At 65.5% G+C, this 13,589-nt stretch carries 11 protein-coding genes; 1 reads left to right on the forward strand and 10 read right to left on the reverse strand.

Features of this window, described 5'->3' with window-relative positions; translation table 11 throughout:
* Positions 1-74 precede the first annotated feature (74 nt).
* From sucD to mdh, 3 genes are all read right to left on the reverse strand, one after another.
* A complete protein-coding gene (gene sucD, locus Q8P46_08130; protein ID MDP2620130.1) occupies positions 75-950 on the reverse strand; it encodes a succinate--CoA ligase subunit alpha in 876 nt (291 codons plus the stop codon).
* Positions 950-2,188 (reverse strand): ADP-forming succinate--CoA ligase subunit beta, encoded by a 1,239-nt coding sequence (sucC, locus tag Q8P46_08135; protein ID MDP2620131.1) that lies wholly within the window; start codon positions 2,186-2,188, stop codon positions 950-952. Before sucC ends, sucD begins: the two co-directional genes overlap by 1 nt.
* An 82-nt stretch (positions 2,189-2,270) precedes the next feature.
* Positions 2,271-3,239, reverse strand: coding sequence for a malate dehydrogenase (mdh, locus tag Q8P46_08140; protein ID MDP2620132.1), 969 nt, complete (start codon positions 3,237-3,239; stop codon positions 2,271-2,273).
* Positions 3,240-3,429: 190 nt separating this feature from the next.
* Between mdh and Q8P46_08145 the strand changes: the two genes are divergently transcribed.
* Positions 3,430-4,314 carry a neutral zinc metallopeptidase gene (locus Q8P46_08145; GenBank protein ID MDP2620133.1) on the forward strand — a complete coding sequence of 295 codons (885 nt, stop codon included), beginning with the start codon at positions 3,430-3,432 and terminating at the stop codon, positions 4,312-4,314.
* A gap of 85 nt (positions 4,315-4,399) precedes the next feature.
* Here Q8P46_08145 and Q8P46_08150 read toward each other — a convergent pair whose 3' ends face one another.
* The 7 genes from Q8P46_08150 to Q8P46_08180 form a co-directional block, all read right to left on the reverse strand.
* Positions 4,400-4,726: a hypothetical protein gene (locus tag Q8P46_08150; protein MDP2620134.1), complete on the reverse strand. Its 327-nt coding sequence runs from the start codon at positions 4,724-4,726 to the stop codon at positions 4,400-4,402.
* A 159-nt stretch (positions 4,727-4,885) separates the two neighbouring features.
* Positions 4,886-5,842, reverse strand: a complete 957-nt coding sequence (locus Q8P46_08155; GenBank protein MDP2620135.1) for an AprI/Inh family metalloprotease inhibitor — start codon at positions 5,840-5,842, stop codon at positions 4,886-4,888.
* A gap of 186 nt (positions 5,843-6,028) precedes the next feature.
* Positions 6,029-7,525, reverse strand: a complete 1,497-nt coding sequence (locus Q8P46_08160) for a CoA-acylating methylmalonate-semialdehyde dehydrogenase (protein ID MDP2620136.1) — start codon at positions 7,523-7,525, stop codon at positions 6,029-6,031.
* Between the two features lie 265 nt (positions 7,526-7,790).
* Positions 7,791-8,744: a GNAT family N-acyltransferase gene (locus Q8P46_08165; GenBank protein ID MDP2620137.1), complete on the reverse strand. Its 954-nt coding sequence runs from the start codon at positions 8,742-8,744 to the stop codon at positions 7,791-7,793.
* Between the two features lie 270 nt (positions 8,745-9,014).
* On the reverse strand, positions 9,015-11,381 hold the full coding sequence (locus Q8P46_08170) for an ATP-binding protein (GenBank protein ID MDP2620138.1): 2,367 nt from the start codon (positions 11,379-11,381) through the stop codon (positions 9,015-9,017).
* A 103-nt stretch (positions 11,382-11,484) separates the two neighbouring features.
* Positions 11,485-13,017, reverse strand: coding sequence for a YifB family Mg chelatase-like AAA ATPase (locus Q8P46_08175; protein ID MDP2620139.1), 1,533 nt, complete (start codon positions 13,015-13,017; stop codon positions 11,485-11,487).
* A gap of 146 nt (positions 13,018-13,163) precedes the next feature.
* On the reverse strand, positions 13,164-13,523 hold the full coding sequence (locus Q8P46_08180) for an antibiotic biosynthesis monooxygenase (GenBank protein ID MDP2620140.1): 360 nt from the start codon (positions 13,521-13,523) through the stop codon (positions 13,164-13,166).
* Between the last annotated feature and the right edge of the window lie 66 nt (positions 13,524-13,589).

Below are 13,589 nucleotides of genomic sequence, written 5' to 3' on the forward strand. Positions count from 1 at the left end.
GCCGTTTCAGTTTTTAAGGTAGGCGCTTGCGCTGGAGGGCGCTAGTGCACGGGGAAAAAATTCGCCTGAACGGCCTATGATTTCAGGAGTTCCAACAAGGTGGTGCCGAGAGCAGCGGGCGAAGCGGCGACCCGGATCCCGGCAGCCCGCATCGCCTCCATCTTGTCCTGCGCCCCTCCTTTGCCGCCGGCGATGATGGCGCCGGCATGGCCCATGCGCCGTCCGGGCGGCGCGGTGACGCCGGCGATGAAGCCGACCACCGGTTTCTTGACCTTCGAGGCGTTGAGGAATTCCGCCGCCTCCTCCTCCGCCGCGCCGCCGATCTCGCCGATCATGACGATCGATTCCGTCTTCGGGTCGGCGAGGAAAAGGTCGAAACAGTCGATGAAGTTGGTGCCGCCGATGGGATCGCCGCCGATACCGATGCAGGTCGTCTGGCCGAGGCCGGCGGCCGTCGTCTGCGCCACCGCCTCGTAGGTCAGGGTGCCGGACCGCGAGACGATGCCGACCGAGCCGGGCCTGTGGATGTGGCCCGGCATGATGCCGATCTTGCATTCGCCGGGCGTGATGATGCCGGGGCAGTTGGGGCCGATCAGGCGGGTCGCGGAGCCGGCGAGTGCCCGCTTGACCTTGACCATGTCGATCACCGGGATGCCCTCGGTGATGCAGACGACGAGCGCCAGCCTTGCGTCGATGGCTTCGAGAATGGCATCGGCGGCAAATGCCGGCGGCACGTAGATGACGCTGGCGGTCGCGCCGGTCGTTGCAACCGCGTCGGAAACCGTGTCGAACACCGGAAGGCCGAGATGGGTCGTGCCGCCCTTGCCAGGCGTAACCCCGCCGACCATCCGCGTGCCATAGGCGATTGCCTGCTCGGAATGAAACGAGCCCTGCGCCCCGGTAAAGCCCTGGCAGATAACCTTGGTATCCTTGTCGACCAGCACCGACATCAGGCCGTCTCCTTCACAGCGGCAACCACCTTCTCGGCGGCGTCGGCGAGATCGTCGGCGGGGATGATGGCAAGCCCCGATTGGTTCAGAATCTCCTTGCCCTTGTCGACATTGGTGCCCTCGAGCCGCACGACCAGGGGCACCTTGAGATCGAGTTCTTTTGCCGCCGCCACCACCCCGTCGGCGATGATGTCGCAGCGCATGATGCCGCCGAAGATGTTGACCAGGATCCCCTGCACGTTTTCGTCGGAGAGGATGATCTTGAAGGCGTTCATCACCTGCTCCTTGGTCGCGCCGCCGCCGACGTCGAGGAAATTGGCGGGCTCTCCGCCGTAAAGCTTGATGATGTCCATGGTCGCCATGGCAAGCCCCGCGCCATTGACCATGCAGCCGATGGTACCGTCGAGTTTGATGTAGTTGAGGTCATGCTTGGAGGCCTCGACCTCGGCCGGGTCCTCTTCGTCGAGATCGCGCAATTCGACGATCTCGGGGTGGCGGTAAAGCGCGTTGTCGTCGAAATTCATCTTGGCATCGAGGCAGACCAGATCGCCATCCTCGGTCACGACGAGCGGATTGATCTCGATGAGGCTTGCGTCCTTGTCGATAAAACCGCGGTAGAGGCTTTGAACCAGCTTGACGCACTGCTTGACCTGGTCGCCTTCAAGCTTCAACGCGTAGGCGATACGGCGGCCGTGAAACGGCTGCAGTCCCGAGGCCGGATCGATGGTGAGGGTGACGATTTTTTCCGGCGTTTCCGCTGCCACCTGCTCGATGGTCATGCCGCCCTCCGTCGATGCGATGAAGGCGATGCGCGAACTTCCCCGGTCGACCAGGCAGGAGAGATAAAGCTCGCGTGCGATCCGTGAGCCCTCCTCGATGTAGAGACGCTTGACGATCCGGCCCTGAGGCCCGGTCTGGTGGGTGACGAGCGTCCTGCCGAGCATGCGCTCGGCCTCGCGGCGCACCTCGCCAATGGATTTCACCAGCTTGACGCCGCCGCCCTTGCCGCGGCCGCCGGCGTGAATCTGGGCCTTGACCACCCAGACCGGCCCGCTGAGTTTTTTCGCCGCCGCTTCCGCCTCATCGGCGGTGAACGCCGGATTGCCGCGCGGCATCGGCACGCCGAACGCTTTGAGAACCTGCTTTGCCTGATATTCGTGAATATTCATGGATTTCCTAGCGTTCGCCTGGGTCGGCGTCAGACGGCCGGGGCGTGGCGCGCCACGTGCCCAGGCCATCACATCATCGCTGACCGCAATGCCATGGCCTATCCGCGGGACCGCAGGCCATCGCGGCCGGGATTTGGCGCGATCCCCGCTCTTAGTTCTTGCCCAGCCCCGGCGCAATCTTCTTGCAGGCCTCGATAAGTCCCTGCACTGCGGCGACCGATTTTTCGAACATTTTGCGTTCGGACCGGTTGAGGTTGATCTCGACGATGCGCTCCACGCCCTTGGCGCCGATCACCGCCGGAACCCCCACATAGATGTCCTTGAGGCCATATTCGCCGCGCAGGCAGGCGGCGCATGGCAGCACCCGCTTCTTGTCCTTGAGAAACGCGTCGGCCATGGCGATCGCGGCAGAGGACGGTGCGTAATAGGCCGAGCCGGTCTTCAACAGGCCGACGATCTCGGCGCCGCCGTCGCGGGTGCGCTGAACGATTGCGTTGAGCTTTTGGCGCGTAATCCATTTCATCTTGACAAGGTCGGTGAGCGGGATGCCGGCCACCGTCGAGTAGCGCGTCAGCGGCACCATCGTGTCTCCGTGGCCGCCAAGGACGAAGGCCGTTACATCCTCCACCGACACGCCAAGCTCCTCGGCGATGAAATAGCGAAGGCGGGCTGAATCGAGCACGCCGGCCATGCCGACGACCTTGTTTTTGGGCAGGCCGCTGGTCTTCTGCAGCGCCCAGACCATGGCGTCGAGCGGGTTGGTGATGCAGATGACGAAGGCGTCGGGCGCATATTTCCTGATCCCGGCGCCGACCTGCTCCATCACCTTCAGATTGATGCCCAACAGATCGTCGCGGCTCATGCCCGGCTTGCGGGGCACGCCCGCGGTGACGATGCAGATGTCCGCACCCTTGATCTTTTCATAAGAGTTGACGCCGCTGAAGCCGGCGTCGAAACCCTCCACCGGCGACGATTGGGCGATGTCCAGCGCCTTGCCTTGCGGCAAGCCGTCGACGACGTCAAACAGAACCACGTCGCCAAGCTCCTTGAGGCCAATGAGATGGGCAAGGGTGCCGCCAATCATGCCCGAGCCAATGAGTGCGATCTTGCTGCGCGCCATGAAGTTTTTCTCCCCGTTCTGATACAGGCCAGAGCCGCCGCCGCTTGACTAGCTCGAATGGAGCCGGCGTTCAAGCCGACGCGATGACGCGGAATGTCTCAGGGGCCGGGCGGCGTCGCGGCCTGTATGTTGACCGGTCTGCGGCGCGGCTTTAGCTTACCCCGCAGATCATGAGCGCGGGGAGCAAGAGATGCGTTGGCGAGGACGACGGCAGAGCGCCAATGTCGAGGACCGCCGCGGCCAAAGCGGGTTCAGCCGGGCAGGCTTCGGTCGCGGCGGCCGCATTGCGGTCGGCGGGACCGGCGGCGGCATCGGCGGGCTGATCGTGATCGTCGTCCTGATGCTGGTGTTCGGCATCAACCCGATGCAGCTTCTGGAAGACACAACCACGTCCACCGAACAAAGTGGCCCGTCCGGCCAGAGCGCTTCAGGGGCAGACGAGCTGCGCGACTTCGTCGCCGTCGTGCTGGCGGAAACGGAGGACGTCTGGCAGCGGATCTTCTCGGCCAACGGCGGCGACTACAGGGAGCCGACGCTGGTCCTGTTCAGCGGACAGGTGCAGTCCGCCTGCGGCTTCGCAGGCGCCGCCGCCGGGCCGTTCTACTGTCCGAACGACGAGAAGCTCTACATCGACCTTGCTTTCTATGAGGAGCTGCGGCGGCGTTTCAATGCGCCCGGCGACTTCGCCCAGGCCTATGTCATAGCCCATGAGGTGGGCCATCACGTACAGAACCTGCTCGGCACGCTGCCGGAGTTCCAGCGCCGCCGCCAGGCGATGACCGAAAGGCAAGGCAACGAACTCTCCGTCCGGCTCGAGCTTCAAGCCGACTGCCTGGCCGGCGTGTGGGCAAGCCACACCGATCGGAAGGGCCTGCTGGAAGAAGGCGACGTCGAGGAGGCCCTGAATGCCGCCGCCCAGATCGGCGACGACATGATCCAGCGGCGCACCCAAGGCACCGTGGTGCCGGAGGCGTTCAACCACGGCAGCTCCGAGCAGAGGCACAACTGGTTCGAACGCGGTCTGGAATCGGGAAGCCCGGAGGACTGCGACACCTTCAACGCACCGCGGGTGTGAGATGGCGCCGGTGCGGCACATGACCGTCGTGGCGGCGGCGCGGCGACAAGGTCCAATCCCACCCGGCAAAGCAATGTTGCGAGACTCAGTACTCCGGGTCCTCGGCCATCGCGACCTTGACGGCCTCCCAGGTGTCGCCGGCGGCGATGATGCAGGCAACCCCTTGAACCGTTGTCATGACGATGGTCCAGGTCCCCTTCTCGGAGACATAGACCTCCATCACGTTGCGGCTGGCGACGAGGCCGAGGGCGCGGGGCGTCTCGTCGAATCTTTCGGTGAGATAGGACACCAGCATCTTGTGCTGCATGCACACGGCGGCATCCGCCGCGGCGGGCGCGAACAACACGCCGCCTGCGAGCGCAAGCGCGCCAGCCGTACTGCAAAATCCTCTGCTGCGAACGAGCCGGTCCATCGGGCACTCCTTTCGGGCGCTCAACGCCGCATGCGCGGTCTCCGACGGACGGCTTCGTTACGGCGCCACGGCGCCCCCTGCTGACATTGGCCGGGTTCCGGCCAATGCCCGAATTGTCGCAGGTTGTCGGTTAACAATTCCTAACCGCCAGGAAGGAACCTAACCGCCGCGAGCGAGGATGACCGGTATTCCGGTACCCAGCGTGAAGCCGAACCACTGTTCGCCGCTCGGCCTGAGCCGGGCAACGACCGTCTTGCCCGAATCGTTGAGCAGGAGGTCACTGCCGAACAGGCCCCAGGAGGAAACCCTCGCGGCGAGGCCCGAGCAGCCTTGCGCGGCGGCGACCTGGCTGCCGGCTTCACGCGAGGAGAAGGTCAGTGCGCACGTGCGCAGGCCGTCCTCCTCATTCAGCACCCAACCGCCGGTGATATTCGCTTCGGTAACGCTCGACTCGACGACCGGCGCCGGCGCCGACGAACCGAAAAGCGAGTCGATACGCCGCTCCAGCGCCCCGGTGATGCTGCCGCCCTCGGGACCGGGCACGACCTTGCGGCCGTCATCGGTTTCGTTGCTGCGCGCTGCTTCTGCCAGACTGCCTTGGCCGGCTGCGGCCGGCGGCGTGGCTTGCGGGGCCGGCGGGCGCTCTTCGGCCCGTGCTTGAACCTGCGGCCGCGGGGCTGGCGGCGGCGCGTCTGAAGTCTGTTCCGGCTCAGCCCTTTGCTCCGCCAGCAATACCGGTCCGCCTGGCGTCGGTTGGCCCGCCGCCGTTTGCGGCGGCTCCGGCCGTGCCTGCGGTACCACGGTCGCTGGCGCCGCTGGCGTCGGCTGCGGTTCGGCCTCTTGCCCAGCCAGCAGCTGCGGCCCGCCGGTCGTCGGCTGGCCCTCCGCCGTTTCCGGCCGTGCCGGCGGCGCCGGCGGCTCCTGCGACGCTGCGCCCGGTGGCGCCGTCGGCGTCGGACGGCTCGTAGCGCCGCCCGGCGGCAGCGGCGTTTCGGCTCCCGGCGCGCGGGCCACCTCACGCTCGACCCGCGGCGGTCCGGTGACGTCGTCGAATACCTGCTCGATCGAATCGACGGAGCCGCAGGCGGCAAGCCCGGTCATTAACGCGAGCATCATCGGGCCGGCGCAAACCGGCCTAACAAATCCGCATCTCACCTGAAGGCCTCCTCTTCTACACGCAGTCATGTACAGACCTTCCACCCAGGCTTGCAATAAAAGCCCATTCTGCCCCTCGGCTTCAAGCCCGTTGCCCTCATTTAGCGCATTATCCGGTCAATTGCACCAAGCTGAACAAAAAAGCTTCTATTTCATCGTCGGGATGATGAACTCCGCCCCGTCCTTGATTCCCGACGGCCAGCGCGACGTTACAGTCTTCGTCTTGGTGTAGAAGCGGATCGAATCCGGCCCGTGCTGGTTCAGATCGCCGAAGCCGGAGCGCTTCCAGCCGCCGAAGCCATGATAGGCAAGCGGCACCGGAATCGGCACATTCACCCCGACCATCCCGACATCGACACGGCTGGCGAAGTCGCGCGCCGCATCGCCGTCGCGGGTGAAGATGGCAACGCCGTTGCCGAATTCGTTCGTGCTCGGCAGCCGCAGCGCATCCTCATAGTTTTTCGCCCGCACCACAGACAGCACGGGCCCGAATATCTCTTCCTTGTAGATGCGCATCTTCGGCTCGACGCGGTCAAACAGGCAGCCGCCCATGAAAAAGCCGCCTTCATAGCCCTGCAAGGTAAACTCGCGCCCGTCGACGACGAGATCGGCGCCCTCTTCGATGCCGATTTCGACAAAGGCGCGCACCCGCTCCAAGTGCTGGCGCGTGACCAGCGGCCCGAAATCGCTCTCCGGGTCACTCGACGGCCCGACCTTCAAGGATTCGATACGCGGCGCCAGCCGCTCGATCAGCGCGTCGGCCGTCGTTTCGCCGACCGGCACCGCCACCGAAACCGCCATGCAGCGTTCACCGGCCGAGCCGTACCCAGCGCCGATCAGGGCGTCGACGGCGCGGTCCATGTCGGCGTCAGGCATGACGACCATGTGGTTCTTGGCGCCGCCGAAGCACTGCACCCGTTTGCCGTTTGCCGCCGCCGTCACATAGATATATTCGGCGATCGGCGAAGAACCGACAAAGCCGATGGCGCGCACCCGCGGCTCGGTCAGGATCGCGTCGACCGCCTCCTTGTCGCCGTTGACGACGTTGAATATTCCCGCCGGCAACCCCGCCTCGATCATCAGCTCGGCAAGCCGCATCGGCACAGACGGCGTGCGTTCGGACGGTTTGAGAATGAAGGCGTTGCCGCAGGCGATGGCCGGCGCGCATTTCCACAAAGGGATCATCGCCGGGAAGTTGAACGGCGTGATGCCGGCGACGACACCGAGCGGCTGGCGCATCGAGTACATGTCGATCCCGGTACCGGCACCCTCGGTGAATTCGCCCTTGATCAGATGCGGGATGCCGCAGGCGAACTCGACCACCTCGAGGCCACGCTGGATGTCGCCCTTGGCGTCGGGTATCGTCTTACCATGTTCGCTGGAGAGAAGCCTGGCGAGCGGCTCCATCTCCTGCTCGATGAGGCGCGCGAAATTGAACATCACGCGGGCGCGCAGCTGCGGGTTTTTCGCCGCCCACGCCGGCTGCGCGGCGGCCGCGTCGTCGACCGCGGCCCGCACCTCGGCGGCCGAGCCGAGCGCCACCTGCGCCTGCACCTCGCCGCTGGTCGGGTCGAAGACGTCTCCGAACCGTCCGGTCTTGACGGCGACGGGCCTTCCGCCGATGAAATGTCCGATTTTCCTCACCATAATCTTGCGCCTTGCCCGAAACCCAAGGGCCCCGCCACCGCCGAAGCCGGTCCAATGGCGGGCGCACTGTTCATTGTCCGGCTCCTTGTCTATCAGGCCAAGGCACTACGGCCAATCAACAATTGCCAAGGCAGTTTCCGGTCCAGACCGAGGCCGTCGGGCGGGCGCGGCCGCGTCGCCAGGCTCAAAAACCCCACCCCGCCTTGTCGACCGACCGCATCATTGCAGGGAGAACCGGTCCGTGCGCATTCGCGGCGCTGGTCTAGCTCAGCGCAAAGGCCCTGTCGTAATTGGCGAAATGGGTGGCGTAGCGTTTGTCGATCGCCGGTACTGGCAGAATGATGAGCACATCCGTCGTCCCGAATTGGTGGTCGATGACCGCGCCATCGCCGATATAGGCGCCAAGCCTGAGATAGCCCCTGATCAGCGGCGGCAGAGCACGCAGGGCCGCTTTCGGGTCGACTTCGTCCTTGGCCATCAGGTTCATGTCGATATGGCGCGAGGGCTGCGCGCGGGCCCGCCATTCCGCCGGCGCCCGAGCGAAATGGTGCAGGAAACTTAACGGCAGGGCCAGTTCCGCTGGATCGGTTCCAGTCAGGCTCGCACACCCTATCATGACGTCGATACTGTGCCGCTTCGCATAGGACCAAATGGCCTGCCAGAGCAGCTCGACGGTGGGCCGGTTACGGTAGGGCTGCAAGACGCAGGAGCGGCCGAGCTCGAGAAACCGCAGGTCGCGATGCGCGGCGATAAGCGGCGCGATGTCGTATTCGCTCTGGGTGTAGAAGCCGCCGTGGCGGGCAGCGACATTCTGGCGCAACAGGCGGTAGGTGCCGACGACGCGCGGATTGCGCCGCCAGCGGGCAAGCTTGCGCGTCTGAATAACGGCATGGTCGAGCACCAGCAGATGGTCGCAGAATGCATCGAACGGATCAGCGTCGCGCCTGGCCAGGCGCGCCTTGGCGCTGGGGACTGCCGACATCTCTTCGTAAAAGACGTGATAGCGCAACTTCTGGGCGTAGCGCACCTCAAGTGGCGTGCGTGCCAAACGTGCCTCAAGCGAATTGACGCGAGCGAAGCTCGTTCCCGGTGGCGCCGGTCCACGGCGCCAGCGCATGGTCGGAGCCGGCCGCGTCCGGCGGAACATGCGCCGGCCGGGTGCGCCTATGCCCTTGGCCTTCGCTTTGCGCGCGAATGGACCCGTATCGAGCTTCATCCGGCCCGTGCCTCCCCCTCAGCAGACCTGCTTCGTGGCGCGACGTCTCCTCGACTTGCCAACTCTGCCCCAACTTGCCGTGCATCGGCTTCGCGCGCCGGCCGGCCGTCAATCGCGGCCTTGAATCTGGCCCCAATCAAGCCAGATCCTCAGGTCCACCGGATCAGACAAATCTTTTGTGCCGGTATTATGACAGAGCCAGCGGCAGCCGCGCAATGGGCCGGAAAGAGCATTCCCCGGTTAAATGGTCTCAGTTTCCCCGGGCTTGCTCTACGCCAGGGCCGAGCCCGACGCGCGCGAACGCTGGGTCGACCATCGCGCCAAGACCGTATTCAAATCGGCGGCGGTAACCGGCTTCGGAAGGTAATCGTCCATGCCGGCTTCGAAGCACGCTTCACGGTCTTCTCTGAAGGCATTGGCGGTCAACGCCACGATCGGAATCGCGCCCGGACCCTGCCCGGCATCGCCGTGCGCCAGTGCTCGAATGCGCCGGGTCGCGGCCATGCCGTCCATCTCCGGCATATGCACGTCCATCAGCACCAGGTCAAAGGCGGCGGTGCCGTCCTCGGCGGAATGGGACAGTTCGCGAAGCGCGGCAAGGCCGTTCGGCACGCGGACGACCTCATGGCCCATACGCTCGATGAGCGCAATGGCGAGGCGGGCATTAATTTCATTGTCTTCGGCGAGCAGGATCCGCAGCGGCCGCAGCAGTGCCGGCGCTTCCGCCGGCTCATCCATCCCCGGGGGACGCGCCGTGTCGGACAAGGTATCCTGGCCGAGAATCTGGGCAAACAGAGAGCGCCGGCGCACCGGTTTGATCAGATAGGCATCAAAGCCGAGCTCCTTCAGCGCTGCAAGGTCGTGGCGCTCGCTTGCGGACAATAGAACGATGCGGCGGAGAGCGCCGAGCACCGGCTCGCCGGCACCGGACGGATTCGCGATTTTCCGCGCCAGCGTCTCGGCCAGCGTGCGGTCGCACATGAGCGTACGCTGCGCCCAATTCTGGCCGGTGCGGTCAAGCCAGCCTGAGACGGCCTCCACATCGGTCAAGATTTCGACAGCGGCGCTTGCATTGGCTATGAGATCGCCGATCCTTGGCGCATCGATTGCCGACTGGGAAACAATCGCTATGGCATGGCCCGACAGGTCGGGGATTTCGGCGGCCGCGGTGCCGTTTGCGCTCGGTAGGTCGATCTCGAACGAAAAAGTGCTGCCTACGAGCGGCGTGCTGGAAACCGAAATGTCGCCGCCCATCAGACCGACAAGCCGGCGCGAGATCGCAAGGCCGAGGCCAGTGCCGCCATGGCGGCGCGCCGGCGACCGGTCCACTTGCTCAAACTCGTTGAACGCGTTTTCGAGCTGGTGCGCGGGGATGCCGACGCCGGTATCCACGACCTCAAAGCGCAGCCTGACTTCGGCGCCGGGATCGCCGGCAGCGGCAAGCGCCACGTCAATGGCAACGCCGCCGGCGTCGGTGAACTTGACGCCGTTGCTGGCGAGATTTAGCAGCACCTGTCGGATACGCGCCTCGTCGCCGACGAGCCAGCGTGGCACGTCCGATGCAATCGAGCAGGCGATCTCGATGCGCTTGGCGTGGGCGCGCGGAGCGAGCAACTCGACGACGCCCTGAACCAGATCGAACAGGTCGAAGGGAGTCGGTTCCAACGTCAGGCGGTCGGCTTCGATCTTGGAGAAGTCGAGAATGTCGTCGATCAGCGAAAGAAGCTGACCGGCCGAATCCTTGACGGCGTGCGCATACGAACGCTGCTCCGCAGTCAGGCTTGTGTCCAGCAGCAGCCCGGTCATGCCGAGGATGCCGTTCATCGGCGTGCGGATCTCATGGCTCATCGCCGCCAGGAACCGCGATTTCGCCCGGCTCGCGGCTTCTGCCGCGTCACGTGCCACTGCCAACGCCGCCTCGGAGTTCTTACGCGCGGTGATGTCGCGGCCGACGCTTTGCACCTCGATGATCGCGCCATCTTCGCCCCGCACGGCGAAATCCTCCCATGAGAACCAACGCTCTCCGGCGACGGTCTCGATCTTCTGGTCGTAGGCAGCGGCGCGCGGCACCGGCTCCTCGCTCCAGGGAATCGAAGGGCCCTCGCCCATCTCAACGATCCGCGGGCGGAATCGCGAGCCGATCAGATCCTCGCGCCCGACATTGAAAGCACGGCAGGCGGCGTCGTTGGCAAATGTCACCTGGCCGGCAGTATCGCGGCGCATTATGAGGTCGCCCTGAGCGTCAATCAGGTCGCGGTAGCGCGCCTCGCTTTCGCGCAAGCCCCAGGCGAGATCCTCGAGGCGCTCCTTCTCCGTCCGCAGCTTTGCGAGCTGATCGTCCTGGCCGTCTTTGGCCGCGCCGCCCTTGCGCCTTTTGGCCGCGAATACCACCGCGCTCAGGGCCCCGGCGGAAACGGCAAGCGCCAGGGACTGACGCGAAACGGCAAGAACGGTCGCGACAACAAGCGCGATAAAGACGGCCGCGTACAGCCAGGACAGTTGCGGCGGACCGGCGTTTGGGCGTTTTTCGGGAGACGCGGGTCGCGGCGGTCCGAGGTCGCTTCTGCCGGATTCGGCGGCAGGGCCGGACGCGCCGATATAGTTGAACAGACAAATGGACTGGTGATCGATACGCATACGCTTGATCAATTGAACTCGCCGCGGGCGGTCGAATCCGCGCGCGTAAAGCGAGCTTAGACCATATGTATGTTGCGAAAGTATTGACGTTTTGCGGCGGCAATCAGGCAGCGGCGGAGAGCGCCCCCACGGTGCCGCGATAGCTCAGCGCCTCGGCGATGTGCGGGCGGGCGACCTCGTTGGCGCCGTCGAGATCGGCCAGCGTGCGGGCGATGCGCAACACGCGGTGATAGCCGCGCGCGCTCAGTCGCATGGCGTTCGCCGCCTCGCGCAGCAGCGAAAGGCCGGCCGCGCCCGGCATCGCGATCTCCTCGAGAATCCTGGGGTCGCATTGGGAATTGGTGCGGATGTCGGTGAGCCCCGCGGCCGCGAAGCGTTCCCTCTGCACGGTGCGGGCAAGGGCGACCCGGGCAGTGACCTCGGCACTGCCTTCGGCCGGCGGCGGCAGCACCAGATCGGCCGCCGACACCGCCGGCACCTCGATCTGCATGTCGATGCGGTCGAGCAGCGGGCCAGAGATGCGCGCCTGGTAGTCGGCCGCGCAGCGCGGGCCCCGCCGGCAGGTATAGCCGGGCTCGCCAGCCATGCCGCATCGGCAGGGGTTCATCGCGGCAATGAGCTGGATGCGCGAGGGATAGGTGACGCGGTGGTTGGCGCGCGCGATGACCACTTCGCCAGTCTCCAGCGGTTGACGCAAGGAGTCCAGCACCTGCGGGGCGAATTCGGGCAGCTCGTCGAGGAACAGCACGCCGAGATGGGCGAGCGAAACCTCGCCCGGCCGTGCCCTTGCGCCGCCGCCGACCAGCGCCGCCATGCTGGCGGAATGATGCGGGCTGCGGAACGGGCGGCGGCGCGACATCTTGCCGTCGGCGAGCAGCCCCGCGACCGAGTGGACCATGCTCACCTGCAGCATCTCGGCCGGCTCCAGCGGCGGCAGGATCGAGGGCAGCCGACTGGCCAGCATCGACTTTCCGGCGCCGGGCGGGCCGACCATGATAAGGTTGTGGCCGCCGGCGGCTGCAACCTCGAGCGCCCGTTTGGCGCCTTCCTGGCCCTTGATATCGGCAAGGTCGGGGAGCGGCTCGGGCTGGTCGCGGACCCCCGGTTCGGGTCTTGAGAGAACTTGGGCGCCACTGAAATGGTTGACAAGTGCGACCAGACTGCGCGGCGCCAAAACGTCCATGTCGCCGCTTGCCCAGGCGGCTTCCGGCCCGCAGGCCATGGGGCAGATCAGGCCCTGGTCGAGCGCATTGGCGCCGATTGCCGCCGGCAGGACGCCGGCAACCGGCGATACCGAGCCGTCAAGCGCCAATTCGCCGAGCACCACGAAGCCTTCCAGCGCATCATCCGGCACGGCCCCGATCGCTGCCATCAGGGCAAGCGCGATCGGCAGATCATAGTGGCTCCCCTCCTTGGGCAGGTCGGCAGGCGCCAGATTGACGGTGATGCGCTTGGGCGGCAGAGCGAGGCCGACCGCGCTTAAGGCCGCGCGCACCCGCTCGCGGCTTTCCGCAACCGCCTTGTCGGCGAGTCCGACAATGGTGAAGACGGGCAGGCCCGGGGAAATCTGCACCTGCACATCGACGGCGCGGACCTCGATTCCCTCAAAAGCAACCGTCGTGACGCGGGAAACCATGAGACCGTCCCCCCTAGAAGCCTCCTATCCGCCTTTATCAGCACCCGGTGGATTCGATGGCGGCAGTGTAGCGTGCATCACCACCGCCTGGCAAGAACATAATGAGAACATTAGCACCCGCTTCTGGGACGAGCCCTTGCGCCAAGCTAACGGGCGAAGCCGCCGATCAAGGTATAGTATGCCGGGTCGAAACCGCTCAGTGCGCCGCGAACCGCGTCGTCGGGGTCGCCAAAGACGACCATGCGGGTCGGCGTCAGCACGGCCATGAAGCGCTCCGCGAAGCGGCGTCCGAACGACGCCAAATGTGCCATCGCCGCCGCGGAGTCCTTGTAGCGCTCGGAGATTTGGCAGCGCTGTCCATCATCGCTGAGGAACCACTCATAATTCAACGTGTCCGGCTCTTCAGCGCGCGCGGCCTCTACCATTTCGGCCATCAACTCCTTGAAGGCATCCAGCTTGCCTTCCTTGATGTCCCCTTCCCTGACCCAGTGGACCGAACCGCTCATCTCATCGACCCTTTCCCGTGCAATCCCTCTCAAGCCCGCCGCCGCATCGGCCGGCCGCCGGGCCGC

This window comes from Hyphomicrobiales bacterium (assembly GCA_030688605.1).
GTDB lineage: Bacteria > Pseudomonadota > Alphaproteobacteria > Rhizobiales > NORP267 > JAUYJB01.